Consider the following 26302-nt stretch of genomic DNA (forward strand, 5'->3'; position numbering starts at 1 on the left):
GGCCCCCATCCGGGGGCACTTTCCCTCTTGTGCGGTTACGATTTGCTTATGCATAACGATCGAGGATAATAAAGACATTGCGTATCAGTGATATGCCCCAATACTGTTGGTATATCCCCAAGAGACTCTGACATAGCCATGCCTGAACACTATCGTTTTTCTTTGCCTGTAAAAGCAGGTGACCAACGCCAGCTGGGCGAACTGACAGGCGCGGCCTGCGCCACGCTGGTGGCAGAAATTGCCGAGCGGCATCCAGGGCCGGTGGTGCTGGTTGCCCCGGACATGCAAAACGCTCTGCGCCTGCACGACGAAATTCGTCAGTTCACCGACAGCCTGGTATTCAGCCTGGCCGACTGGGAAACGCTTCCCTACGACAGTTTCTCTCCGCACCAGGAGATTATCTCCTCGCGCCTGTCGACGCTGTATCAGCTTCCCACCATGCAGCGCGGCGTGCTGATTGTGCCGGTGAATACCCTGATGCAGCGTGTCTGTCCGCACAGCTATTTGCACGGCCATGCGCTGGTGATGAAAAAAGGCCAGCGCCTGTCGCGCGATGCCCTGCGCGTGCAGCTGGACGGAGCCGGCTATCGTCATGTCGACCAGGTGATGGAGCACGGCGAATACGCGACGCGCGGTGCGCTGCTGGATCTCTATCCGATGGGCAGCGATCGGCCATATCGTCTGGATTTCTTCGATGATGAGATCGACAGCCTGCGCGTGTTCGACGCCGACACCCAGCGCACGCTGGAGGAAGTGGACTCCATTAATCTGCTGCCCGCCCATGAGTTCCCGACGGATAAAACCGCCATCGAGCTGTTCCGCAGCCAGTGGCGCGACAGGTTCGACGTAAAGCGTGATGCAGAACATATCTACCAGCAGGTCAGCAAAGGTACGCTCCCGGCCGGAATCGAATACTGGCAGCCGCTGTTCTTCAGCGAGCCGCTGCCCGCCCTGTTCAGCTACTTCCCGGCGAATACCCTGATTGTAAACACCGGCGATATCGACGCCAGCGCCAGCCGCTTTGAAAGCGAAACGCGCGCCCGCTTCGAAAACCGGGGCGTTGACCCGATGCGTCCGCTGCTGCCGCCGGAAGCGCTGTGGCTACGTACCGACGAGCTCAACGCCGAGCTGAAGCGCTGGCCGCGCATGCAGCTCAAAACCGATTCGCTTGCCGATAAGGCGGCGAACACCAACCTCGCCTTCCGCACGCTGCCGGAGCTGGCCGTTCAGGCGCAGCAGAAATCGCCGCTGGATAATCTGCGCAAGTTTCTTGAGTCCTTCACCGGGCCGGTGGTCTTCTCCGTTGAAAGTGAGGGTCGCCGGGAAGCGCTGGGCGAACTGCTGGGACGGATCAAAGTCGCGCCAAAGCGCATTCTTCGCCTGAGCGAAGCGACCGGAAATGGTCGTTACCTGATGATCGGCGCCGCCGAGCACGGATTCATTGATACGCTCAATAACCTGGCGCTGATTTGTGAAAGCGACCTGCTGGGCGAGCGCGTCGCGCGCCGTCGTCAGGACAGCCGTCGCACCATCAACCCGGACACCCTGATCCGCAACCTGGCCGAACTGCACCCCGGCCAGCCGATCGTTCACCTTGAACACGGTGTGGGTCGCTATCAGGGGATGACCACCCTCGAAGCAGGCGGCATCAAAGGTGAATACCTGATGCTGACCTACGCCAACGACGCCAAACTGTACGTGCCGGTGTCGTCCCTGCATCTGATCAGCCGCTACGCCGGGGGCGCGGAAGACAACGCGCCGCTGCATAAGCTGGGCGGCGATGCCTGGGCGCGTGCGCGCCAGAAGGCGGCGGAAAAAGTGCGCGACGTGGCCGCCGAGCTGCTGGATATTTACGCCCAGCGCGCGGCCAAAGAGGGCTATGCGTTTAAGCATGATAAAGAGCAGTACCAGCTGTTCTGCGACAGCTTCCCGTTTGAAACTACGCCGGATCAGGCCCAGGCCATTAACGCCGTGCTGAGCGACATGTGCCAGCCGCTGGCCATGGACCGCCTGGTCTGCGGTGACGTGGGCTTCGGCAAAACCGAAGTGGCGATGCGTGCCGCTTTCCTGGCGGTGGAAAATAACAAGCAGGTGGCGGTGCTGGTGCCGACTACCCTTCTCGCCCAGCAGCACTTCGACAACTTCCGCGACCGCTTCGCCAACTGGCCGGTACGCATAGAGATGCTGTCGCGTTTTCGCAGCGCCAAAGAGCAGACGCAAATCCTGGAACAGGCAAGCGAAGGCAAAATTGATATTCTGATCGGCACTCACAAGCTGCTGCAAAGCGACGTGAAGTGGAAAGATCTGGGGCTGCTGATCGTGGATGAAGAGCACCGCTTCGGGGTGCGCCACAAAGAGCGCATCAAAGCGATGCGCGCCGACGTCGACATTCTGACCCTGACCGCAACGCCGATCCCGCGCACCCTGAACATGGCGATGAGCGGCATGCGCGATCTGTCGATAATCGCCACCCCACCGGCGCGCCGTCTGGCGGTGAAAACCTTTGTTCGCGAGTACGACAATCTGGTGGTGCGCGAGGCGATCCTGCGCGAAGTGCTGCGCGGCGGCCAGGTGTATTACCTGTATAACGACGTTGAAAATATTCAGAAAGCCGCCGACAGGCTGGCAGAACTGGTACCGGAAGCGCGCATCGCCATTGGTCACGGCCAGATGCGCGAGCGCGAGCTTGAGCGGGTGATGAACGATTTCCACCATCAGCGTTTCAACGTGCTGGTGTGTACCACCATCATTGAGACCGGGATCGACATTCCAACGGCGAACACCATCATCATCGAACGCGCGGATCACTTCGGCCTGGCCCAGCTGCACCAGCTGCGCGGGCGCGTCGGGCGTTCACACCATCAGGCCTACGCCTGGCTGCTGACGCCGCATCCGAAGGCGATGACCACCGACGCGCAAAAGCGTCTGGAAGCTATCGCCTCGCTGGAAGATCTGGGTGCTGGCTTTGCGCTGGCGACCCACGACCTGGAGATCCGCGGCGCCGGTGAGCTGCTGGGTGAAGACCAGAGCGGCTCCATGGAAACCATCGGTTTCTCGCTGTATATGGAGCTGCTGGAAAATGCCGTCGACGCGCTTAAAGCCGGACGTGAACCGTCTCTGGAAGATCTCACCAGCCAGCAGACCGAAGTGGAACTGCGCATGCCTTCTCTGCTGCCGGATGATTTTATTCCTGACGTGAATACCCGTCTGTCGTTCTACAAACGCATTGCCAGCGCGAAAAGCGAAGGCGAGCTGGAAGAGATCAAAGTCGAACTGATTGACCGTTTTGGGATATTGCCCGATGCGGCGCGCAACCTGCTGGATATTGCCCGCCTGCGTCAGCAGGCGCAGAAGCTGGGCATTCGCAAGCTTGAAGGCAATGAGAAAGGCGGCGTCATTGAGTTTGCCGAGAAGAACCACGTCGATCCGATGTGGCTGATTGGCCTCCTGCAAAAACAGCCGCAGCATTTCCGTCTTGATGGCCCGACTCGCCTGAAATTTACTCAGGATCTGACGGAACGTAAAACCCGCATGGACTGGGTGCGTAACTTTATGCGTCAGCTGGAAGAGAACGCCATCGCATAACGGTTTCCCCGCCAGCGCCCGGCTGGCGGGGGGACAATTTACAAACTCTTTGCACTTCGCCCGAACTTCCCGACTATACATTCGCCATAATTATCATTAACGCCTTATAAAACAATAACCTTATCATTTGTATGGATTATGATAATGATGATTTCTTCGCGTTTTACCCGCTGGTTAACTCTGTTTGCGCTGGCCGCGACGGTTGCCGTCGCGCTCCCTGCTCGCGCCAATACCTGGCCTCTTCCGCCTGCCGGCAGCAACGTCGTAGGTGAAAACCGCTTTCACGTGGTTGAAAACGATGGCGGTTCGCTGGAAGCGATTGCCAAAAAATATAACGTCGGGTTCCTGGCGCTGTTGCAGGCCAACCCGGGGGTAGATCCGTACGTGCCCCGGGCGGGCAGCGTACTGACGATTCCGCTGCAAACCATCCTGCCGGACGCGCCGCGTCAGGGCATTGTGATTAACCTCGCCGAGCTGCGTCTGTATTACTACCCGCCGGGCAAGAACGAAGTGACCGTCTACCCTATCGGTATTGGTCAGCTGGGGGGCGATACGCTCACGCCTACCATGGTCACCACCGTCTCTGATAAGCGCGCTAATCCTACCTGGACCCCGACGGCAAATATTCGCGCCCGTTATAAAGCTCAAGGTATCGACCTGCCCGCCGTGGTGCCTGCTGGTCCGGATAACCCGATGGGGCACCATGCGATTCGCCTGGCGGCATACGGTGGGGTTTATCTTCTGCACGGAACAAATGCGGATTTCGGGATCGGGATGCGCGTCAGCTCCGGCTGCATTCGCCTGCGCGATGACGATATCAAAACGCTCTACCGCGTGATCGCCCCTGGCACGAAAGTGAATATCATCAATACGCCGATTAAAGTGTCTGAAGAGCCGGGTGGCGTTCGTCTGGTTGAGATCCACCAGCCGCTATCGAAAAACATCAATGACGATCCGCAGACGCTGCCGATTAATCTGAATGCCTCGATGGTGAGTTTTAAAACGAATGCCAACACCGATGGTGCGGTGATGGAGCGGGCGATGGAAGCACGCTCGGGGATGCCAACCGATGTCACGCGGCATCATGAGGTTGCTCAGCAGTCGATGTAAATAAGTCATAACGACAAACGCCCTGCATGAGCAGGGCGTTTTTTATTGCAGTGGCATAACGGAGGGTTGCGTTACGCTTATTTGTAGATAACTGCGGTACCGTGCAGGGTGTTAGGACCGGTCACAGAGGTGATGCGGAATGATTTCGCACCCATTTCGTCAGCTTTTTGTGCCAGCTGATCTTCCAGAGAGCCCAGGTTAGTCCCGGCAGTGGCAGATATGGTACCGACTTTCTGCTGGTCTGCTGGCGTGGATTGCACTTCAACAGCAGCGAAGCTTGCGAAAGAGAGTGAACTCAGAACGGCGGCAGCGATGAGGGTTTTAACGTTTTTCATGATTTTATACCTTTAGGCAGATGATGTAGTGGTCGTTAGTTATTTAGTTAACGATCGATAGGTAAATGATAGATGTGATCCAGATCACACGTCAACTGATTTTTATAATGGTCGTTAAATTAATTTCATTTGCCTTATATTTCATAAAGATAAAATTAAATTATTTTTCAGAAATCACCGCTGGTCGTTGCAGACGTTTATTTTTATAATGACTATTCAACAAAACAACAGAGGACCAACGGCACATGACAACCGATGTCACGCGTTGCGCAAAGAAAAGCCGTGGCCGACCAAAAGTGTTCGACAGGGATGCGGCGCTCGATAAGGCCATGACGCTCTTCTGGCAGCATGGGTATGAAGCTACGTCGCTTTCCGATCTCGTGGAAGCAACGGGCGCGAAAGCCCCTACCCTGTACGCAGAGTTCACCAACAAAGAAGGCTTATTCCGGGCCGTTCTGGACAGATACATCTCGCGCTTCGCGGCAAAACATGAAGCCCAGCTGTTCTGCGAAGAAAAAACGGTTGAGCAGGCATTGCAGGATTATTTCTCGGCAATCGCGACCTGCTATACCAGCAAAGACACGCCTGCGGGCTGTTTTATGATCAACACCTCCGCGACCCTCGCGGCATCCTCTAAAGAGATTGCCAACACGGTCAAATCGCGGCATGCGATGCAGGAGGAGACGCTCAGCACGTTTCTGGCTCAGCGTCAGCAGCGCGGCGAAATCCCTGCGCATTGCCGCCCGCAGGAACTGGCCCAGTATCTGAGCTGTATTTTACAGGGGATGTCCATCAGCGCCCGTGAAGGCGCGACGCTGGAAAAATTGCAGGGGATTACGCAAACAACGCTGCGCCTGTGGCCTGAACTTCTTAAACTCTGACGCAAAAAAAAAGCTCCTCAGCCTGAGCGCATGAGGAGCTAAGTTCAGAGAACATCTTTTTTACACTTTGTTATTCAGTATCAGCTGACCATTGCTGTCGAGAGGGATCTGCGTACCAGGATCTTTATCCATGCGGATTTTGCCCTGCTGATCGCCAATTTTGTAGGTTACGTCGTAGCCCAACATTTTTTCAGACTTGTCATACACGGTTTTACAGCGCTGCTGCGTTGTGGTGTAGGTATCATTTTCCTGCATCGCGCCCTGCACCTGGTTACCGGCATAACCGCCACCCAGCGCACCAACCACCGTCGCGACATCCTTACCACGGCCGCCACCAAATTGATGGCCAATCACCCCACCAGCAACCGCGCCCAGCACGGAGCCCGCGATACGGTTTTCATCCTGAACCGGACGACGATGGGTGACAGAAACATTACGGCACTCCTGTCGAGGCGTCTTGACCGTCTCTTTGATCGGTGTAGCGGAAACCACCTGCGCATACTGCGGGCCACGATCAAGTACGTTCAGACTGGCAACGGCAGCCACACCTAACGCAGCTGCGACGCCAATCCCTATACCCGCCAACATTGATTTATTCACGGGACTTCCTCCTTTGTTGCAATTGGTAGCAATTTTGCAGCGCAATAAACGCTTCGCCAATAAGATAAAGGATCAAAATCAGGGCTGTTGGCCGGGACAACGTGGGTTTAAGAGAACTCTTAAGCGTCAGGAGCAAAATGCACAGCACGATGTGCTAAAAATTCCCTCCGGAGGGCCCGGAGGGAGAGAGAAATTAGTGCAGCTTCAGGCGTGGACGGATCACGCGGTTGATGCGGCCAACCAGCATCATCAGGCCGGTTTTAAAGTAGCCGTGCAGCGCAATCTGGTGCATACGATACAGAGAAATGTACACGAAGCGGGCGATGCGCCCTTCCACCATCATGGAGCCGCGCATCAGGTTACCCATCAGGCTGCCCACGGTGGAGAAGTTTGAGAGCGACACCAGAGAGCCGTGGTCTTTGTAGACATAGGCTTTCATCGGTTTGCCTTTCATCTGCGCCAGGATGTTATGCAGCACGAGGCTTGCCATCTGGTGCGCGGCCTGAGCGCGAGGCGGTACAAATCCGCCTTCCGGACGTGCGCAGGAGGCACAGTCGCCAATGGCGAAGATGTCCGGATCGCGCGTGGTTTGCAGCGTCGGCTCTGTCACCAGCTGGTTAATGCGGTTCGTCTCCAGCCCACCGATATCTTTCATGAAATCAGGCGCTTTGATCCCCGCAGCCCAGACCATCAGGTCGGCCTGGATGTATTCGCCGTCTTTGGTATGCAGGCCGCCCTCATCCGCGCTGGTCACCATGGTCTGGGTCAGCACGCGCACGCCCAGTTTGGTCAGCTCGTTGTGCGCCGCGCCGGAAATACGCGGCGGCAGCGCAGGCAGAATACGTTCACCTGCTTCCACCAGCGTCACATTCAGCGCTTCGTTAGTCAGCCCTTTGTAGCCGTAGCTGTGCAGCTGTTTGACCGCATTGTGCAACTCCGCCGATAATTCAACGCCCGTTGCCCCGCCGCCCACGATAGCAATGTTAACCTTGCCGTTAGCACCCATGTTGTTGGTGTACTTCAGGAACAGGTTAAGCATCTCCTGATGGAAACGACGCGCCTGATGCGGGTTATCCAGGAAGATGCAGTGCTCTTTTACGCCTGGGGTGTTGAAATCATTGGAGGTACTGCCCAGGGCCATCACCAGCGTGTCATAGGCCAGTTTGCGCTCAGGAACCAGCAGCTCGCCTTTATCGTCACGCAGCTCAGCCAGCGTGATGGTTTTGTTTTCACGATTGATATCTACCACCGAACCCAGCTGGAACTGGAAGTGGTGGTTACGCGCGTGCGCCAGATAGCTCAGCGCATCCACGCCCTCATCCAGCGACCCGGTCGCCACTTCGTGCAGTAACGGCTTCCACAGGTGGCTGTGGTTACGATCCACCAGCGTGATTTTGGCTTTCTTACCGCGCCCCAGCTTCTTACCCAGCTGTGTCGCCAGCTCCAGTCCGCCAGCACCACCGCCGACAATCACTATCTTTTTCAATGGTGTAGTCAACGTGACCCCCTCAAATTATTAACCAATTGTTAATTAAAAGTTATATAAATAACCCTTAATTAACAACAGGTTACTGCGCTGAAACCATTCAGATTCATTGAGAATAGCACGTCAGGCGCATTGGTCATACCAAAATTGATATGTATCAATTTTGATGGTTTAAAAGTAGACAACTCTGACAAAAAAGAGGCCCGGTACGCTTTCACGTACCGGGCCTTTATCAGGTTCAGGGAGATCAGCCCAGCGTTTTAAAGGCTTTAATACGCTGCAAGTGCGGGGAAATGTTTTTGAACTTGTGGGTCTGCTCTTCGTCCCAGACAATTTCGTAGTAATGGTGCAGAAGCTCGGCGGCGCGGGAGCTGTTCAGCGCTTCATCGTTGCGGGAAAGGATCACCAGACACCGATCGCGGTTCTTTTCACGGAAATTGCTCACGCATTTGGTTGCGATATCGGCGTACTCCTCCGGACGGTCGATCTTGCCTTCCATGTTTTCGTTTGGAAACAGGTTAGGATTAAAAATGACCTGACGGATATCGCACAAAAAACCGATGCGCTCTGCCCAGTATCCCCCCAAACCCACGCCGCAGATCAGCGGGCGATCGTCGATATTGAGCTGCAACATTTTGTCCACTTCTTTAAGCAGATGCTGCATGTCATGCTTCGGATGACGCGTGCTGTAACTGATCAGCCGGACATCCGGATCGATAAACTGCAATTGCAGCACTTTCTCATGATTACCAGGACTGTTTGAGTCAAAACCGTGTAAATAGATGATCATCGTCTCACCACGCTACGCCTTCCGGGATGTATTAAAGGGCTGCTTTATGTGCCTGCCAGCGCTCGTTCAGGGCTTCAAGCCGCGCGTTTACCGTTTTCCAGCGCGCCGAGTCCATCAGCTCCTGACGACTAAATGAACCTTTATGATACAATTGTGTAACACGTTCAGCATTGATCGGCGACAGGTTATCCAGCACGCTCACCGCCCCTTTACGATTATTGCAGACGAGGATCATATCGCAACCCGCATCCAGCGAAGCCTGCCCACGTTCAGCATAGCTTCCCATGATCGCCGCCCCTTCCATGGATAAATCGTCAGAGAAAATTACACCATTGAAGCCTAACTCCTGACGCAGCACGGTTTTCAGCCAGTGTGGAGAGCCGCTGGCCGGACGCGGATCGACCTCACTGTAGATGACGTGCGCAGGCATGATGGCGTCCAGCTTGTTATCCGCGATCAGCGAGCGGAAAACCGACATGTCTTTCGCGCGAATGTCTGCTTCAGGGCGCGGATCGCGCGGGGTTTCTTTATGGGAATCCGCCGTCACCGCCCCGTGGCCCGGAAAATGTTTGCCGGTGGTTTTCATGCCCGCAGCATGCATACCGTCAATGAAGCGCGTCGCCACTGCCAGCGCGATACGCGGATCGTCATGATACGAACGCTCACCAATTGCCGCGCTAATGTGTCCTACGTCCAGCACCGGGGCGAAGCTAATGTCGATATCCATGGCGATCATCTCGCTGGCCATCAGCCAGCCGGCGTCCTGCGCCAGTTGACCGCCCTCCTCGGTCCCCAGCAGCGCAGCAAAAGATTGCGCGGCGGGTAAACGGGTAAACCCTTCGCGGAAACGCTGCACGCGCCCCCCTTCCTGGTCTACGGCCACCACCAGGTGATTGCGTGACGCCGCGCGGATCTGGCGAACCAGCTCGCGCAGCTGTGCCGGATCATGATAATTGCGGGTGAAAAGAATCAGCCCCCCTACCAGCGGGTGCGCCAGAATTTCGCGCTCTTCCGCATCCAGCTCAAACCCTTCGACATCCAACATTACTGGACCCACACCAACCTCTCTTATCCTTTCGTTTGTAACTGACGCCAGGCATCATTTGCCAGCGCAATAAATTGTTTGTCATCTGTCTGCTGAAGGCGCATTTCAAACCATCCCGCCATCAGCATCAACACCCACGGACGCCAGCGCGCGACCTGCCGCGCAAGGGTGAGCGCATTGATATTGGCGTTTCGGGCATAGGCGGTTATCAGCTGCTCGCGCGAGGCCTCATCAGGCATCCAGACCGCAGCGAGTTCGAGCGCCACGTCACCGTCCCCGGCATATTCCCAGTCGATAAGTTTCTCGCCTGCCGTGGTATGAACGATATTCCCCGCGTGGACATCCATATGCAGCGGCGCCAGACGTAACGCCTGCGGCTCTCCCGCTTTACGCAGCCGCTTAAGCTGCGCCAGCCAGTAGGGCGTGCGTCGTCCAGGCGCCGCCTGCTGCCAGTAGCGATCCAGCAAAGGAAGTAACGTGACCCGCCAGCCCAGACGCGGCTGGCGATGCAGATGATACAGCATGGCTGCCAGCGCAGGCGTATCGGGAAGCTCGCTTTTGATCTCACCCGCAATAAACGCCACCGCCATCCAGTCTCTGATAAAAAGATGAGGTTGTGGCGCAAGGTCGGCGGGCAGGCGCTTCAGGGCGCGGAACTGGCGACGGAAATGGGAGGCAGGCGCGGCGGCATCGTGATGCTGACGTAAAACCAGCCGATGGTCGCCACGCTCAATAATGCAACTCGCGTCGCCAAGCCCGGCGGGGGCTTGCGGCGCGATAACACGGTACTGAGGGAAATAACGCGTCAGGACGTCATGACGCGTGCGCTTATTGTTGCGTAACGGCACCTTTACCTGACCAGATAATTTCGCCGGTCTGAACCAGCATTAACTGCATCTGCAACGACGGCGTGTTCACGTTGCCTGTCGCGTTAGAATAAAGGACATACTGCGCGCCAACGTTGCGGGCGATACCAATCGCTTTACTGCGCGAACCCAGGCTGTCCTGAGGCGACAGACCAAGCTGCTGCTTGGCGACCGCGAGCTGCTGGGCTGAGACCAGCGTAAATTTACCGTTGTTTGCCAGCGCGTTGCGCAGGGTTTCCGTCGCTTCTCCCGCATTCAGGGAACCGTTTGTACGGTTGTTCACGCTGTCCACCAGCAGCACGCTGCCAGGCGTAACGCCCTGTGCCTGCAACATTTTGCCCACCATCGGCTGCATTGCGCCGTTCCAGTCATAGTGGCGCACTCGCGGCGCAGGCTGTGCGGTGTCGTCCGGATGTTCGATCGGGCCAGGCTGCGCCGGAATGGTCGGTACAGACGGCACGGTTGGAACAGGCTGCGCTGGCGTTGTTGGCTGTTCCGTTCCCGGCTTCGCCTGATCCACCGGTGCAGGTTCTTCCGTTCGCGTCACACAACCCGCCAGAAAGAGTGCAAAGGCACTCAGGAGCGCATAACGGCTCATTGTTTTAATCAAGGTTCACTCCTTACAAATAAAGATAAAGTCTCACCTTATGTGCACCCAGATAGCTGGCGCTGCCGTAGAGCGTGACCGACGATCTTGCCGGGATGGTCACGCTGCGCGGCGCCTCAAGCGGGTGCATCTCAAGACCTCTCACGTCATACCAGTAGAAGCGATAATGCACCGTCACTGGCTCTTGCCTTTCGTTATAGAGCGTAGAGGAGGCTGAAGACTGGATTTCGCTTATGGTCAGCGAAGGCTTCTCCGCCGTGATGCCCGCAGCAAGCACTGAGGACTCCATCACCAGCGTCTGTTCTTCACTGACCGGGATGGCAGGACGCGCGCTGCACCCAACCATTACCAGCGTCACGATCAGCGCTGCAATACGCCCAGTTAACATATTAAAGACCTTTATGTGCCAGCATCGGTCCCAGTGGACGTCCACCCAGCAGATGCATATGAATATGATAGACTTCCTGGCCGCCATGGCGATTACAGTTCATGATCAGACGGTATCCGTCTTCAGCAATCCCTTCCTGCTCAGCGATTTTCGCGGCCACCGTAAGCATACGGCCCAGCGCCACTTCATGCTCGGTTTTAACGTCATTAACGGTCGGGATCAGAATATTGGGAATAATAAGGATGTGCGTCGGCGCCTGGGGAGAAATGTCGCGGAAAGCCGTGACCAGTTCATCCTGATAGACAATATCCGACGGAATTTCGCGGCGGATAATTTTACTGAAAATCGTTTCTTCAGCCATGACCTTTTCCTTTTAAGTTTAATCTGGCGTCGTGCGTCCGTTGTTAACACACATTGTCTGATTTACTGCGTGACACAAGACAAGAGTATGAGCGAGTTTCTCCTGTCCTTTCAACCTTCTCCCGTGATTTCTTTCCTGATTGTCCCCCATCTGGCTGAAGAGGCATCGCTTTAGGACATTTCTTTTCTGAAACCTTATTTCAGTTCATCCCGAAACATCTGTTTACAGCGTTAATCACAATGCGTATATTTCGCATTTGCATTTTCATGCGCATTTTTAACATAGAAAACGACGTCAGCCCGTGCTAGCGGGACTGTCGCGAATTACCTTCACCATTCACTAAGGGTTTGATGATGTCTTTCATTAATCACACCAGGGATGGGCAACGTCAGCCTGCCGCAACACCTTCGTTGCTGGCCGCCTGCATTGCTATGGCATTGACGCCAACCGCCGCTTTCGCTGCTTCAACCACCGAAGATACCGTCGTCGTAGACGGGGGTTTTGACAACACACAGGATCTTTCTGCCAGCCAGGATCAGGATTACAGCGTAAAAACCACCACCACCGGCACCAAACTGTTGCTGGTTCCCCGCGACATCCCACAGTCCGTCAGCGTTATCAGCCAGCAGCGTATGGCTGACCAGAATCTGCAATCCATCGGACAGGTGCTGACGAACACCACGGGCATTACGGCCCAGGTGCAGGACAGCGACCGTACCGTGTTTTACTCACGCGGCTTTTTCGTCAGCAACTACGCCTATGACGACCTGCCAACCTCCATCAGTGAAGTGTGGAACTTTGGTGATACCGCCGCCGATACCGCGATTTATGACCGTATCGAAGTGGTTCGCGGCGCCACCGGCCTGATGTCCGGCACGGGCAACCCGGCGGCGTACGTTAATATGGTGCGTAAGCATGCGGACAGCCCGGAATTTAAAGGTAACGTCTCCGCCAGCTACGGCAGCTGGGACAAGCAGCGCTACGTGCTGGATCTCCAGGCGCCGCTGGTGGAGTCAGGTAAGGTACGGGGCCGTCTGATCACCGGTTATCAGGATAACGACAGCTTCGTGGATAACTACCACTACCGGAAGAAATTCCTCTACGGTGTGATGGACGCGGATGTCACCGACAGCACCACCCTCTCGGTAGGGTATGAATATCAGGAAAGCCATACCGCCGACCCGACATGGGGCGGGCTGCCGACCTGGTACAGCGACGGAAGTAAGACCCACTACAATCGCAGCCAGACCGTCGCGCCTGACTGGGCTTATTCAGATAAAGACAGCACCCGCATCTTCGCTAACCTGACTCAGCGTTTCGATAATGGCTGGGAAGCGCACATTAACGGTATGCATGCTGAAACCAACTTCGACTCCAAACTGATGTATATGTCCGGCTATCCGGATAAAGAGACCGGTGCGGGCCTGGTGGGTTACGGCGGCTGGAATCGTGGGGAACGTAAACAGGATGCGGTTGACGCCTTCCTGCGCGGCGGCTTCGATCTCTTTGGCCGTCAGCACGAAATGATGTTCGGCGGCAGCTTCAGCCGTCAGCGTAACCATTACGACAACTCTATGCCGGATGCGGTATACGGCATGGTTGATGTCGGCAACTTTAAGAACTGGAACGGGAACATCGCCGATCCGCAGTGGACGCCGTGGAAACTCTACAGCAAGGATGATATTCGCCAGTCTTCAGCCTATTCGTCGGCTCGTTTCTCGCTGGCCGATCCGCTACACCTGATCCTGGGCGCGCGCTACACCCAATATAACATTCGTTATAACCCGGCAGGATCGCCGAATACCCGTCTGGAAAGCACCAAAGATGATGTCACGCCGTACGCCGGCCTGGTGTATGACATCAATGAGGACTGGTCGACCTACGTCAGCTATACCTCTATCTTCCAGCCGCAGGATAAGCGCGATGCCAGCGGACGTTATCTCGACCCTACCACGGGCAAAAGCTACGAAGCCGGGGTGAAGGCGGACTGGTTTAATACCCGCCTCACCACCTCGCTGGCGATTTTCCGCATTGAGCAGGATAACGTCGCCAGCAACACCTATACCTACATGCCGAGCGGTGAGTCGATCTATGAATCGCTGGACGGGGTGGTCAGCAAAGGGGTCGAGTTCGAGCTCAACGGTGCCCTGACCGATAACTGGCAGCTGACCTTCGGCGCGACGCGTTATATCGCAGAAGATAAAAATGGCAACGCCGTCAGCTCCGATCAGCCGCGCACAACCATGAAGCTCTTCACCCGCTATCAGCTGCCAATGCTGCCGGAACTGACCGTTGGCGGTGGCGTAAACTGGCAGAACAAAGTGTGGACGGACGTGGAAGGCGGTCCGGCAGGACGTCCCGCGCGGAGCAAGGCAGCTATGGGCTGGTGAACCTGTTCAGCCGTTATCAGGTCACCAAAGATTTTGCGGTGCAGGCTAACGTCAACAACCTGTTCGACAAAGAGTATTACGACTATGTCGGCTCTTATGTAGTGTATGGTGCGCCGCTGAACGTCTCGGTGAGCGCGAGCTACGATTTCTGAGTGACAGAAGCCCGGTGGCGCTGCGCTTACCGGGCCTACCCATCACGTAGGCCGGGTAAGGCGCAGCCGCCACCCGGCGCCACAAACCGCAGTAATAAAAAAGGCAGCCATTCGGCTGCCTTAGTCTCCCCAGGTCACAGATTAGTTGTTGCGGATGTACTCATCCATTTCGGTTTTCAGGTTATCGGATTTCGTACCGAAGATTGCCTGAACACCAGAACCTGCAACAACGACGCCCGCTGCGCCCAGTTTTTTCAGACCCGGCTGGTCTACTTTCGCCACGTCGGCAACGCTCACACGCAGACGAGTGATACACGCGTCCAGGTTAGTGATGTTCTCTTTACCACCGAAGGCAGCTACCAGAGCAGGCGCCATTTCGCTGGTCGCACCGGCTTTGCTGTCTTCCGTTGCATCTTCACGACCCGGCGTTTTCAGGTCCAGTGCTTTGATCAGCACGCGGAAGACGGTGTAGTACACCACTGCGTAGCCCGCACCCACGATTGGGAACAGCCACAGCTTGCTGCTGTTGCCGGACAGAACGATGAAGTCGATCAGACCGTGAGAGAAGGACGTACCGTCACGCATACCCAGCAGGATACAGATTGGGAATGCCAGACCTGCCAGTACCGCGTGGATGATGTACAGGATCGGCGCAACGAACATGAAGGAGAACTCGATCGGCTCGGTGATACCGGTCAGGAACGAGGTCAGCGCTGCGGAGATCATGATACCGCCCACTTTTGCACGGTTCTCTGGTTTAGCAGAGTGCCAGATCGCAATTGCGGCAGCCGGCAGACCGTACATTTTGAACAGGAAGCCACCAGACAGTTTACCTGCCGTTGGGTCACCCGCCATGTAGCGTGGGATGTCGCCGTGGAACACCTGGCCTGCTGCGTTGGTGTATTCACCAATCTGCATCTGGAATGGAACGTTCCAGATGTGGTGCAGACCAAATGGTACCAGGCAGCGCTCAATGAAGCCGTAGATACCGAACGCCACAACCGGGTTCTGGTAAGCCGCCCACTGGGAGAAGGTCTGGATTGCCGTACCGATTGGTGGCCAGATGAAGGACAGAACCACACCGGTGAAAATCGCGGCCAGACCAGAAATGATCGGCACAAAACGTTTACCCGCGAAGAAGCCCAGATACTCAGGCAGCTTGATGCGATAGAAGCGGTTAAACATATACGCTGCAATCGCACCGGAGATGATACCACCGAGAACACCGGTGTCCGCCAGGTGCTTAGCGGCAATCTCTTCAGCAGGTAAATGCAGTACCAGCGGCGCAACCACAGCCATGGTTTTCACCATGATGCCGTAAGCAACAACAGACGCCAGAGCGGATACACCGTCGTTATTGGTGAAGCCCAGAGCAACACCGATAGCGAAGATCAGCGGCATGTTAGCAAAAACAGAACCGCCTGCTTCGGCCATCACGTGGGACACTACGGCTGGCAGCCAGCTGAAGTTTGCAGAACCGACACCCAGCAGGATACCTGCGATAGGCAGTACGGATACTGGCAGCATCAGCGATTTACCGACCTTTTGCAGGTTAGCAAATGCATTCTTAAACATAATTGAGAGTGCTCCTGAGTATTTGTGCTTTTTTTACGTTTTCACGCATTGGCCCGGGGGGAGTACCGCGCCGTGGACAGGACATCTAAGCGCCCTTTATTTATTACACAGAGTAAAATAATTCCCTCTGAGTTTGTTTGACGGCTATCACGTTTCAGTTCAAGACGGCCAAAAAACTTGCAGATATTTACATAAAGCATGTCTGGATGTGTCTAAAAACGCCATCACCGCCCCAAATGAGGCGGTGAACTTTACTCGTTTTACGTATTAATTACGAGCCTAAAAATAACAGGTGTATCAGACAGATTGCAGGCGGGCGGGGTCGATATGGAACAGGCTGGCGAAGTTTTCCGTTGTCACGCGAGCCAGCTCTTCAATACTGACGCCTTTCAGAACGGCCATATACTCAGCGACATCCCGGGTCATCGCTGGCTGATTCTCTTTGCCGCGATGAGGCACCGGCGCCAGGTACGGGGAATCGGTTTCCACCAGAATACGATCCAGCGGAACATAGCGCGCCGCATCACGCAGTTGTTCAGCATTGCGGAACGTGACGATCCCCGAAAACGAGATATAAAAGCCTAAATCAAGCAGCTTACCCGCCGTTTCTCTGTCTTCTGTGAAACAGTGTAGTACGCCACCGCAATCCGTCACCTTTTCTTCCCGCAGGATCGCCAGCGTGTCGGCGCGCGCATCGCGGGTATGAACGATAACTGGCTTATTCAGCTCACGGCCAATACGGATGTGGTTGCGGAAAGATTCCTGCTGGCGAGGTTTCGTTTCCGGGGTGTAGAAATAGTCCAGGCCGGTCTCGCCCATCGCCACTACGCCCTCTTCTGCGGCAAGACGGCGTAAATCCTCAACGTCGTACGCTTCATCCTGATTCAGCGGATGCACGCCGCAGGAGAAGACGACATTATCGCGCTCGCCTACCAGTTCACGCATGGAGCGGTAACCCGGCAGCGTGGTCGCCACGGCCAGGCAAAATTTCACATCGCGCGCGGCGGCTTTCGCCAGCACGTCGTCCACATTTTTATGCAGGGATTGATAATCCAGGCCATCGAGATGGCAGTGTGAGTCGACTAAAAACATAATGTCTCTCTCAGAGGTGGGAAACCGGCGGTATGACGCCCGGTTGCAGGTGGTGTTCGATACGCAGTAACTGGTCGGTCAGTAAAAGCTCGCGATTGAGACCGGTCACTGTCAATAGTTGTTCACGACTCTGGCAGATATCATGAAGGATAGCGTGCAGCGACTGCCCTGAAAGGCGATTCGCCAGCGTGGTGACCAGCGTCCACGCGTCAGGGTTAGTCAGAAGCGTCGCCCCCTGCTGGATTTTGAGCGCATCCAGCAGCAGTGCGGCCAGCCAGTGTAGCCGTTCCGGAGCCTGATCGCTGTTCAGCGCTGGCAGCACGCTCAGCCAGTCATGGCTGTCGAGGGCTGATTCAACCGCACGACACAGCGTTTCACGCTGGGACCACACCTCCGGCTGCAATAGGGCCAGCGCAGCCGCAGGCGCACCGCTGCACAGCCGCAACGCCGAGCGCGCCGCGTCTTGTGACACCGTCACTTCTCGCCCAAGCCAGGCGAGCGCCCAGGATTCCTGAGGGACAGCAAGGTGGTGAAGGCGACAGCGACTGCGCAGCGTCGCCAGCAAGCGTTCCGGCTCGCGGCAGGAGAGGAAAAACCAGGTATTCTCTGGCGGCTCTTCCAGGGTTTTTAACAGGGCGTTGGCGGCGGCTTCCGTGAGCAGCGCGGCGTCGTTCAGCCACACCACTTTCGCCCCCCCCAGACGCGCATATTCGTACAGTTTCTCACTGACCTCACGCACCGCGTCGATACCGAGCGTATTTTTGCCCTTCTCGGGTTCGAGGGTGTAATAGTCAGGATGCGTGCCCGCCTGCATGAGCTGGCAACCCCGGCATTTACCGCAGCTTTTATGTCCTTCCGGCTGTTGGCACATCAGAAAGCGGGTGATGGCGTAAATCAACGCATCATCACCCATTCCCGGCAGCGCCTGGATCAGTAACGCATGATGCCCCCGACCAACCTGATAGCTGCCGATCAGCTGTTCAAAGTGTGGGCGCAACCATGGATACCATTTCATGCCTGCTGCTCCTGTAGCCACTGCGTAACGGTCTGCTGAATGTCACGCGTAACGTCTTCAAGGGATTGCGTCGCATCGATGGTACGAATGGTCTTGTCCTGCCCGGCCAGTTCCAGATAACGCGCACGGGTGCGGTTAAAGAAATCAAAAGACTCCTGTTCAATGCGGTCCAGTTCGCCGCGGGCACGGGCGCGCTTCAGGCCCACCTCAGGGGTCACGTCCAGATACAGCGTCAGGTCAGGACGGAAATCGCCCAGAACCGCGTCGCGAAGCGTAGCCAGCATGGTCTGGTCGATACCCCGGCCACCGCCCTGATACGCCTGGGTTGAGAGATCGTGGCGATCGCCAATCACCCATTTCCCTTCTGCCAGAGCGGGTTTAATCACCGTCTCCACCAGCTGAACGCGCGCCGCATAGAACATCAGCACTTCCGCTTTGTCGGTAATAACTTCATCACCAACGGATTTGATATCCAGAACCAGGCTGCGCAGTTTTTCCGCCAGCTGCGTACCGCCCGGCTCGCGGGTAAAGACCATGTCGGCGACGCCAAGCGACGTAAGCGTATCCACCACCACGTTACGGGCGGTGGTTTTGCCCGCCCCTTCGAGTCCCTCAATGACAATGTATTTACTGCGCATTTTTTTCCTTAAGTGCCTTCAGATAGTCCTGAACGGAGCGATTATGGCTGGCCAGGTTGGTATTAAAGGTATGCCCCCCTTTTCCGTCAGCCACAAAATAGAGATACGGCGTTTTGGCCGGGTGAGCGGCGGCCTTCAACGATGCTTCACTCGGCGTCGCAATCGGTCCAGGCGGCAGGCCGCTAATCACGTAGGTATTATACGCCGTTGGCGTCTCCAGATCTTTTCTGGAAATCCTGCCGTTGTAGTTTTCGCCCATGCCGTAGATGACGGTAGGATCGGTTTGCAAACGCATGCCGATGCGCAGACGGTTAATAAACACCGAGGCAACCTGGTCACGTTCGGCAGCAACGGCCGTCTCTTTCTCGATGATCGAGGCCATCGTCATGAACTGGTTTTGATCTTTATAAGGCAGGCCTTCTGCTCGCCCTTTCCAGGCAGCGTCTACCGCCGCGACCATTTTGTTATGCGCGCGCTTCAGAATGGCCACATCCGTCGTGCCTGCCGTATACATCCACGTATCGGGCCAGAACCAGCCTTCCACCCACTCGGGATGTTCGAATTTTAAGGCGTCTGCCACGGTCTGGTAGCGGTCATCTTTCAGCGTATGCTTGATGTACGGAGCGTCCCGCAGCAGCCTGAGGTAATCGCTCAGACGCATACCTTCCACAAAACGCAGCGGGAACTGGGCTTCTTTACCACTCTCCAGCAGTTGCAGCATCTCGCGCACGGTCATGCCAGGGGTAAAGCGATAGGTACCGGCCTTGAAATGAGACAGGTCCGGTTCAATACGCAGCAGCCACTGGAATACGCGTGGGCGATTGATAATTTTGTCGTCATACAGCTGCTGACCAAGCGCCTGCCGCCCGGTCCCCGCTTTCAGGGTAAAAATCGTCTCGTCTTTTATCAGGATCTGACTCTCCGCCAGCTGACGGACTTTCCACACTCCCGCTCCGCCAGCGATACCGAACGCAACGATAAGAAGGAGGACAAAGCGTAACATTTTCTTCATGACTACCTGGTTTGCTCACATAACGGGGCCAGAAACTGGAACAGCTCGCGTGATGACCAGCATTTGCGGCCATAAGCGCGAACGGGGACAACGGGCATCAGCGCATTGCAGATAACGACTTCATCGGCAGCCAGCAGCGCCTCTTCCTTAGCGTTGACTTCGACAACGCGAAAGCCTGCGCGTGCCAGCTGGTGCAGACAAAACTGCCGCATAATGCCGTTGACGCCGGCCTGCTCCAGCGAAGGCGTGAACACATCACTGCCCTTCCGCCAGAGTAAATTAGCCGCACAGCATTCCGTAATGTACCCTTCGCTGTCAAGAACCAGCGCCTCCCCGGCCTCCGTCTGCTCAAGATGAGTACGAATAAGCACCTGTTCAAGGCGGTTGAGATGCTTTATACCCGCGAGCATCGGGTTTCGCCCCAGACGTACCGGACTTAGCGCCAGGGCTACGCCCTCTTCACGCCAGTGCGCATAATGGGAAGGATAATCTGAAACGGAAAGGACCCGCGTAGGATGCAGACAGGCAGATCCGCCATAACCCCGGCCACCGCTCCCGCGGCTGATAATGACTTTCAGGACGCCGCTTGCTTTATCTGAGGCCAGCCTACGCATTTCACTTTCAAGAATGTCCCACTGCGAAAAGGGGATCAGTAATGCTTCGCAGGCTTTTTGTAAACGAAGGATATGGGCCCCGAGCAGACACACGCCACCGTCGAGAATACGCGCAGTCGTGAAACAGCCATCGCCAAACTGGGTCGCCCTGTCGCTGGCTGGCAGCGTTTCTTGCTCAAGGCCATTAATCAAAAACATGGTGGCTCCTTATGCGTGGAGGCTCAGTCTGGCAGGATGTGAGCAGCCGGACAAGGGGATTTCACCTAATAAAAAAGGCCCGGCAAGCGGACCTTTTTTATCGTCAGCGACTAATCAGACTCAGACCTTTTTGAAGATCAGAGAACCGTTAGTCCCACCGAAGCCGAAGGAGTTACACAGGGTGTACTCCATACCGCTAACCTGGCGCGCTTCGTGAGGAACGAAGTCCAGATCGCAACCTTCATCCGGGTTATCCAGGTTGATGGTTGGCGGTACAGCCTGATCGCGCAGCGCGAGAATAGAGTAGATTGATTCTACTGCCCCCGCAGCACCCAGCAGGTGACCGGTCATGGATTTCGTGGAGCTCACCAGCACACGGCTGGCAGATTCACCGAAGATAGACTTAACAGCCTGCGCTTCTGCTTTATCGCCCGCAGGGGTAGACGTCCCGTGCGCGTTAACGTAGCCAATCTGTGCCGGGGTAATGCCCGCATCACGGATGGCGTTTTCCATCGCCAGCGCAGCGCCTGCGCCGTTCTCTGGAGGAGACGTCATGTGATAAGCATCGCTGCTCATGCCAAAGCCAACAACTTCAGCATAAATTTTCGCGCCACGTTTTTTCGCGTGTTCGTACTCTTCCAGTACGATCATGCCTGCACCGTCACCCAGCACGAAACCATCACGGTCTTTATCCCACGGACGGCTCGCCGCCTGAGGATTATCGTTTCGGGTAGAGAGCGCACGCGCTGCACCGAAGCCACCGACGCCCAGCGGGGTACTGGCTTTTTCAGCGCCGCCCGCAACCATAGCATCTGCATCGCCGTACGCAATGATACGCGCGGCCTGGCCGATGTTATGCACGCCAGACGTACAGGCTGTCGCGATTGAGATGCTTGGGCCACGCAGGCCGAACATAATGGTCAGGTGACCTGCCACCATGTTGACAATCGTAGACGGAACGAAGAACGGGCTGATTTTACGCGGGCCGCCATTCATCAGAGATGTATGGTTTTCTTCAATCAGACCAAGACCGCCAATCCCGGAGCCGATAGCGGCGCCGATACGGGTCGCGTTCTCTTCCGTAATCTCAAGGCCAGAATCCTGCATGGCCTGAACGCCAGCGACAATTCCATATTGAATGAAGGCATCCATCTTGCGCTGTTCTTTGCGCGAGATGATCTCTTCACAGTTAAAATCCTTTACTAAGCCAGCAAATTTCGTTGCATAGGCGCTAGTATCGAAATGGTCGATTAGGCTGATGCCGCTCTGACCGGCAAGGAGAGCTTTCCAGGTGGACTCTACGGTATTGCCGACAGGAGACAACATGCCAAGTCCGGTCACAACTACACGACGCTTAGACACGCTTGTCCTCCAGGGAGGGATAAAAAAAGAGATTCGTGGGACAACAAAAGATAAAACTCAGGCGGTCGAATGACCGCCTGGAGATGTTCACTTACGCCTGGTGACCGTTGATGTAATCAATGGCAGCCTGAACGGTGGTGATTTTCTCAGCTTCTTCGTCCGGAATCTCAGTATCAAACTCTTCTTCCAGAGCCATTACCAGCTCAACGGTGTCAAGAGAATCTGCGCCCAGGTCTTCAACAAAGGAAGCGGAGTTCACAACTTCTTCCTGCTTAACGCCCAGCTGTTCGCCGATAATTTTCTTAACGCGTTCTTCGATAGTGCTCATACTCTTAAATTTCCTATCAAAACTCGCTTTCGCGATGGTTTTCGTAGTGTATAAAATGTTGAAAAATTTGCAACTAAATCCCGGCAGGTCTTACCACGATTTTACGTTATTTTGAGGCCATTTGCCCAAATAACGCAAATATTTTCGATCGTGATTAAACCATGTACATCCCGCCGTTGACGTGGAGGGTTTCACCAGTGATGTAACCCGCTTCGTCAGAGGCTAAAAATGCAACCGCGCTGGCGATTTCTTTAGGGTCGCCAAGACGACCCGCCGGAACTGCCGCCAGCGTACCCGCACGCTGCTCATCAGTCAGCGCACGCGTCATGTCCGTTTCAATAAAGCCCGGAGCAACAACGTTTACAGTAATTCCGCGGGACGCGACTTCACGCGCCAGCGACTTACTGAAACCGATCAGACCTGCTTTCGCCGCAGCGTAGTTAGCCTGACCAGCATTTCCCATGGTACCAACCACAGAACCTACAGTGATAATACGACCATGACGCTTTTTCATCATAGCGCGCATTACCGCTTTTGACAGACGGAATACAGATGACAGGTTGGTTTCGATAATATCGTTCCACTCGTCGTCTTTCATTCGCATCAGCAGGTTGTCGCGAGTGATCCCGGCATTATTGACCAGAATATCCACTTCGCCAAACTCTGCGCGAATATTTTCCAGAACAGATTCGATAGATGCTGGTTCAGTCACATTCAGTACCAGACCTTTACCGTTCGCACCCAGATAGTCGCTGATGGCCTGTGCGCCATTCTCACTGGTCGCAGTCCCGATCACCGTCGCGCCGCGCGCAACCAGTATTTCAGCAATAGCGCGCCCAATACCGCGGCTTGCGCCGGTCACCAGGGCAATTTTTCCTTCAAAACTCATGGTATTCCTCTTTTATTGCGAGAGTGCCGCTTTCATGGCTTCCGGCTCGTTAATCGCCGAGGCAGTCAGGGTGTCTACAATACGTTTTGTCAGACCGGTAAGTACCTTACCTGGACCAACTTCATACAGATGTTCAACGCCCTGAGACGCCATAAATTCAACGGTTTTAGTCCACTGAACCGGGCTGTAGAGCTGGCGAACCAGCGCGTTACGGATAGCCTCCGGCGCGGTTTCGCACTGCACATCGACGTTATTCACAACGGAAATCGTCGGTGCGTTAAAGGTCATTTTTTCCAGCTCAACCGCCAGCTTATCGGCAGCGGGCTTCATCAGCGCGCAGTGAGACGGCACGCTCACCGGCAGGGGCAGTGCACGTTTTGCGCCCGCAGCTTTACAGGCAGCGCCTGCACGCTCAACCGCTTCTTTATGACCCGCGATAACCACCTGGCCTGGCGAGTTAAAGTTTACCGGAGAAACGACCTGACCTTCAGCAGATTCTTCACAGGCTTTAGCGATAGACGCATCATCCAGACCGATGATGGCAGACATGCCGCCCGTGCCCTCTGGCACCGCTTCCTGCATGAATTTACCACGCAATTCAACCAGGCTTACCGCGTCAGCGAAGGCAATCACCCCTGCGCAGACCAGCGCAGAGTATTCACCCAGGCTATGACCCGCCATCAGCGTCGGCGCTTTGCCGCCCTGCTGCTGCCATACGCGCCACAATGCGACGGAGGCTGCCAGCAGTGCCGGTTGAGTCTGCCAGGTTTTGTTCAGCTCTTCAGCGGGGCCCTGTTGGGTCAGCGCCCACAGATCATAACCCAGCGCGTCAGAGGCTTCACGGAAAGTCTCTTCAATAACCGGATAGTTTGCTGCCATTTCAGACAACATCCCAACAGTTTGCGAGCCCTGTCCCGGGAACACAAAAGCAAATTGCGTCATTTTTTAATCCTTATCCTAGAAACGAACCAGCGCGGAACCCCAGGTGAACCCGCCACCAAAGGCTTCAAGCAAGACCAGTTGGCCCCGTTTAATTCGTCCATCGCGTACCGCTTCGTCAAATGCGCACGGTACCGATGCCGCAGAGGTGTTGCCGTGGCGATCGAGCGTCACCACAACGTTATCCATAGACATGCCCAGCTTCTTCGCCGTCGCGCTGATAATACGCAGGTTAGCCTGATGAGGTACCAGCCAGTCGAGTGCGGCGCGGTCCAGATTGTTCGCTTCCAGCGTCTCATCAACGATGTGAGCCAGTTCAGTCACGGCCACTTTAAACACTTCGTTACCCGCCATTGTCAGGTAAATCGAACTGTCCGGATTAACGCGATCGGCGTTAGGCAGCGTTAACAGCTCGCCGTAGCGGCCATCGGCATGCAGGTGCGTGGAGATGATGCCCGGCTCTTCGGACTGCCCCAGCAGCACCGCGCCCGCGCCATCGCCAAAAATAATGATCGTTCCGCGATCGGTTGGATCGCAGGTACGCGCCAGCACGTCAGCACCGATCACCAGCGCATATTTTACGGCGCCCGATTTTACATACTGATCGGCGATGCTCAGCGCATAGGTGAAACCCGCGCACGCTGCTGCAACATCAAATGCCGGGCAGCCTTTGATACCGAGCATGTTCTGCACCTGGCACGCTGCGCTTGGGAAGGCATGCGTGGCAGAGGTGGTCGCCACCACAATAAGCCCGATCTGTTCTTTATCAATGCCAGCCATCTCAAGCGCTCGCTGAGCGGCTTCGTAGCCCATGGTGGACACAGTTTCGTCTGGCGCGGCGATACGACGTTCACGGATACCTGTGCGCGTGACAATCCACTCGTCAGACGTATCTACCATTTTTTCAAGATCGGCGTTGGTACGCACTTGTTTTGGCAGGTAGCTGCCGGTACCTAAAATCTTCGTATACATGTACGCTCAGTCACTTTTAGCTAATACAGATCCCAGGCGAGCGGCAATCCTCTGAGGGACTTGTCGCTGCACCGCCTGCACTGCCTGTTCAATCGCGACGGTAAATGCTCGCTGATTGGCGGCGCCATGACTCTTAATCACGATGCCGCGCAATCCTAACAGACAGGCGCCATTATACTGGTCGGGGTTGAGGTGACTGAATCGCCGCGTCAGGCTTTTTTGTAACCAACGCTTTAATAAAATCAGCCACCAGGACCTTTTTTTACCTTCTCCCTGCGATTTCAGCAGAGAAAGGAACATTCGCACGACCCCTTCCATGGTCTTCAACGTCACGTTTCCGGTGAAGCCATCACACACTAATACATCCGTTTTGCCCGTCAGCAACTCATTGGCTTCGAGATAACCAATATAGTTGATGGAGGGAACCTGTTTGAGTATTTCCGCAGCGTCGCGGATACTGTCCAGGCCTTTGGTCTCTTCTTCACCAATATTCAATAACGCAACGCGGGGATTGTTAATCCCGACCACGTCTTCTGCCAGCACCGACCCCATAACGGCAAACTGAGCCAGCATTGTGCTATCACAATCCACGTTAGCGCCCAGATCCAGCACCACCGTTTTGCCCTTCTGCTGATGCGGTAACACCGTCACCAGCGCCGGACGCTCAATGCCCTCAATCGGCTTGAGCAATAATTTCGACAGCCCCATCAGCGCGCCAGTATTTCCCGCGCTGACGCAAGCCTGCGCTCGCCCTTCTTTCACCAGCTCCAGCGCCATTCGCATAGAGCTACCGCGGCTATTACGAATAGCCTGCGATGGCCGGGCATCACTGGCAATAACTGACTGCGCAGGAATAATCTGCAGACGCGAACGTTGTTCAAAGTCAGCTTTTGCAAGTAATGGCGTGATTGTGTCGGGATTACCGACTAAAAGAAGTGTGAGTTGCGAATTAGAATTCAGTGCCTGCAATGCTGCAGGCACTGTCACGGTAGGGCCAAAATCTCCCCCCATGACATCTAACGCCAGGGTTAGACGTGTCAAGGTATCGTCGCAGCCTGGTTCGGTAAACTCC

General features: G+C 55.5%; 24 protein-coding genes and 1 pseudogene. 4 read left to right on the forward strand and 21 right to left on the reverse strand.

What is annotated here, in order from left to right:
• Nucleotides 1-138: 138 nt before the first annotated feature.
• On the forward strand, nt 139-3585 hold the full coding sequence (mfd, locus tag ACOTW6_RS06110; protein ID WP_213788622.1) for a transcription-repair coupling factor: 3447 nt from the start codon (nt 139-141) through the stop codon (nt 3583-3585).
• Nucleotides 3586-3729: 144 nt separating this feature from the next.
• Nucleotides 3730-4695 (forward strand): L,D-transpeptidase LdtC, encoded by a 966-nt coding sequence (gene ldtC / locus ACOTW6_RS06115; RefSeq protein WP_023303432.1) that lies wholly within the window; start codon nt 3730-3732, stop codon nt 4693-4695.
• Between the two features lie 77 nt (nt 4696-4772).
• On the opposite strand, the gene bhsA is transcribed toward ldtC, so the two are convergent.
• On the reverse strand, nt 4773-5030 hold the full coding sequence (bhsA, locus tag ACOTW6_RS06120) for a multiple stress resistance protein BhsA (RefSeq protein ID WP_006809234.1): 258 nt from the start codon (nt 5028-5030) through the stop codon (nt 4773-4775).
• A gap of 245 nt (nt 5031-5275) precedes the next feature.
• Between bhsA and comR the strand changes: the two genes are divergently transcribed.
• Nucleotides 5276-5911 (forward strand): TetR family copper-responsive transcriptional repressor ComR, encoded by a 636-nt coding sequence (gene comR / locus ACOTW6_RS06125; RefSeq protein WP_047051907.1) that lies wholly within the window; start codon nt 5276-5278, stop codon nt 5909-5911.
• Between the two features lie 60 nt (nt 5912-5971).
• Here comR and ACOTW6_RS06130 read toward each other — a convergent pair whose 3' ends face one another.
• From ACOTW6_RS06130 to hinT, 8 genes are all read right to left on the reverse strand, one after another.
• Nucleotides 5972-6511 (reverse strand): glycine zipper 2TM domain-containing protein, encoded by a 540-nt coding sequence (locus ACOTW6_RS06130; RefSeq protein WP_017384715.1) that lies wholly within the window; start codon nt 6509-6511, stop codon nt 5972-5974.
• Between the two features lie 193 nt (nt 6512-6704).
• On the reverse strand, nt 6705-8009 hold the full coding sequence (locus ACOTW6_RS06135) for an NAD(P)/FAD-dependent oxidoreductase (RefSeq protein ID WP_017693633.1): 1305 nt from the start codon (nt 8007-8009) through the stop codon (nt 6705-6707).
• 235 nt (nt 8010-8244) lie between these two features.
• Nucleotides 8245-8787 (reverse strand): alpha/beta hydrolase YcfP, encoded by a 543-nt coding sequence (gene ycfP, locus ACOTW6_RS06140; protein WP_006809239.1) that lies wholly within the window; start codon nt 8785-8787, stop codon nt 8245-8247.
• Nucleotides 8788-8818: 31 nt separating this feature from the next.
• The gene (gene nagZ, locus ACOTW6_RS06145; protein ID WP_213788621.1) at nt 8819-9844 is read right to left on the reverse strand and encodes a beta-N-acetylhexosaminidase; all 1026 of its coding nucleotides are present in this window, start codon (nt 9842-9844) and stop codon (nt 8819-8821) included.
• A gap of 11 nt (nt 9845-9855) precedes the next feature.
• Complete coding sequence (gene thiK / locus ACOTW6_RS06150) at nt 9856-10680, reverse strand: thiamine kinase (protein WP_213788620.1); 825 nt, start codon at nt 10678-10680, stop codon at nt 9856-9858.
• Nucleotides 10661-11305, reverse strand: a complete 645-nt coding sequence (lpoB, locus tag ACOTW6_RS06155; RefSeq protein WP_085929697.1) for a penicillin-binding protein activator LpoB — start codon at nt 11303-11305, stop codon at nt 10661-10663. The genes thiK and lpoB overlap by 20 nt, the downstream gene beginning before the upstream one ends.
• A 13-nt stretch (nt 11306-11318) precedes the next feature.
• Nucleotides 11319-11693 (reverse strand): YcfL family protein, encoded by a 375-nt coding sequence (locus ACOTW6_RS06160; RefSeq protein ID WP_003857939.1) that lies wholly within the window; start codon nt 11691-11693, stop codon nt 11319-11321.
• Nucleotide 11694: 1 nt separating this feature from the next.
• Nucleotides 11695-12054, reverse strand: a complete 360-nt coding sequence (hinT, locus tag ACOTW6_RS06165; protein ID WP_006809243.1) for a purine nucleoside phosphoramidase — start codon at nt 12052-12054, stop codon at nt 11695-11697.
• 353 nt (nt 12055-12407) lie between these two features.
• Between hinT and fhuE the strand changes: the two are divergent.
• A pseudogene (gene fhuE, locus ACOTW6_RS06170) lies at nt 12408-14596 on the forward strand (ferric-rhodotorulic acid/ferric-coprogen receptor FhuE).
• A gap of 141 nt (nt 14597-14737) precedes the next feature.
• Here fhuE and ptsG read toward each other — a convergent pair.
• The 12 genes from ptsG to plsX form a co-directional block, all read right to left on the reverse strand.
• Nucleotides 14738-16171 carry a PTS glucose transporter subunit IIBC gene (ptsG, locus tag ACOTW6_RS06175; RefSeq protein ID WP_003857942.1) on the reverse strand — a complete coding sequence of 478 codons (1434 nt, stop codon included), beginning with the start codon at nt 16169-16171 and terminating at the stop codon, nt 14738-14740.
• A gap of 297 nt (nt 16172-16468) precedes the next feature.
• On the reverse strand, nt 16469-17263 hold the full coding sequence (locus tag ACOTW6_RS06180; protein ID WP_015570819.1) for a metal-dependent hydrolase: 795 nt from the start codon (nt 17261-17263) through the stop codon (nt 16469-16471).
• 10 nt (nt 17264-17273) lie between these two features.
• Entirely contained in the window at nt 17274-18278 is a 1005-nt protein-coding gene (gene holB, locus ACOTW6_RS06185) for a DNA polymerase III subunit delta' (RefSeq protein ID WP_213788619.1), read from the reverse strand.
• Entirely contained in the window at nt 18275-18916 is a 642-nt protein-coding gene (gene tmk / locus ACOTW6_RS06190) for a dTMP kinase (protein WP_003857946.1), read from the reverse strand. Before tmk ends, holB begins: the two co-directional genes overlap by 4 nt.
• Nucleotides 18906-19928 (reverse strand): cell division protein YceG, encoded by a 1023-nt coding sequence (yceG, locus tag ACOTW6_RS06195; RefSeq protein WP_213788618.1) that lies wholly within the window; start codon nt 19926-19928, stop codon nt 18906-18908. The genes tmk and yceG overlap by 11 nt, the downstream gene beginning before the upstream one ends.
• A 2-nt stretch (nt 19929-19930) precedes the next feature.
• On the reverse strand, nt 19931-20740 hold the full coding sequence (pabC, locus tag ACOTW6_RS06200) for an aminodeoxychorismate lyase (RefSeq protein WP_213788617.1): 810 nt from the start codon (nt 20738-20740) through the stop codon (nt 19931-19933).
• Between the two features lie 120 nt (nt 20741-20860).
• Complete coding sequence (fabF, locus tag ACOTW6_RS06205; RefSeq protein ID WP_003857950.1) at nt 20861-22102, reverse strand: beta-ketoacyl-ACP synthase II; 1242 nt, start codon at nt 22100-22102, stop codon at nt 20861-20863.
• Nucleotides 22103-22193: 91 nt separating this feature from the next.
• On the reverse strand, nt 22194-22430 hold the full coding sequence (acpP, locus tag ACOTW6_RS06210; protein WP_003857954.1) for an acyl carrier protein: 237 nt from the start codon (nt 22428-22430) through the stop codon (nt 22194-22196).
• A 154-nt stretch (nt 22431-22584) separates the two neighbouring features.
• Nucleotides 22585-23319: a 3-oxoacyl-ACP reductase FabG gene (fabG, locus tag ACOTW6_RS06215; protein ID WP_213788616.1), complete on the reverse strand. Its 735-nt coding sequence runs from the start codon at nt 23317-23319 to the stop codon at nt 22585-22587.
• 12 nt (nt 23320-23331) lie between these two features.
• Nucleotides 23332-24261 (reverse strand): ACP S-malonyltransferase, encoded by a 930-nt coding sequence (fabD, locus tag ACOTW6_RS06220; RefSeq protein ID WP_213788615.1) that lies wholly within the window; start codon nt 24259-24261, stop codon nt 23332-23334.
• A 15-nt stretch (nt 24262-24276) separates the two neighbouring features.
• Nucleotides 24277-25230, reverse strand: a complete 954-nt coding sequence (locus tag ACOTW6_RS06225) for a beta-ketoacyl-ACP synthase III (protein WP_003857960.1) — start codon at nt 25228-25230, stop codon at nt 24277-24279.
• Between the two features lie 6 nt (nt 25231-25236).
• A complete protein-coding gene (gene plsX / locus ACOTW6_RS06230; RefSeq protein ID WP_017693638.1) occupies nt 25237-26271 on the reverse strand; it encodes a phosphate acyltransferase PlsX in 1035 nt (344 codons plus the stop codon).
• Nucleotides 26272-26302: the final 31 nt, after the last annotated feature.

The organism is Enterobacter cloacae complex sp. IR5403 (assembly GCF_049238705.1).
Lineage (GTDB): Bacteria > Pseudomonadota > Gammaproteobacteria > Enterobacterales > Enterobacteriaceae > Enterobacter > Enterobacter hormaechei_C.